At 45.0% G+C, this 249-nt stretch carries 1 protein-coding gene; it reads right to left on the reverse strand.

The features are described from left to right. Window positions 1–249, reverse strand: a 249-nt coding sequence (locus ACFILY_RS09270) for a VirB8/TrbF family protein (protein ID WP_375673349.1), incomplete at both ends; no start/stop codon positions are given.

The raw sequence follows: 249 nt of genomic DNA on the forward strand, positions 1-249 counted from the left end.
GTACCATCCAGCAAATCTTTCTCGTTCTTCAGGTGAAGAGAGGAGAGAGATGGTTTCGAAGTTATTTTGTGTTTCTTCTACGACGAAACCTTCACGGAAGCGGACATATTTTGCTGCAAAATAGCGTGTGATGGCTTCGTCGACGTTTGTTGGACCTTCTTTTAAGGCTTCTACGACTTCAGTGATGCCGGTTGAATTATCAACGCGGATGACAAAAGGTTCTACGGTTTTAAGGGGCGTGAGGGTGAT

The organism is Bartonella sp. CL25QHWL (genome assembly GCF_042195335.1).
Taxonomy (GTDB): Bacteria; Pseudomonadota; Alphaproteobacteria; order Rhizobiales; family Rhizobiaceae; genus Bartonella.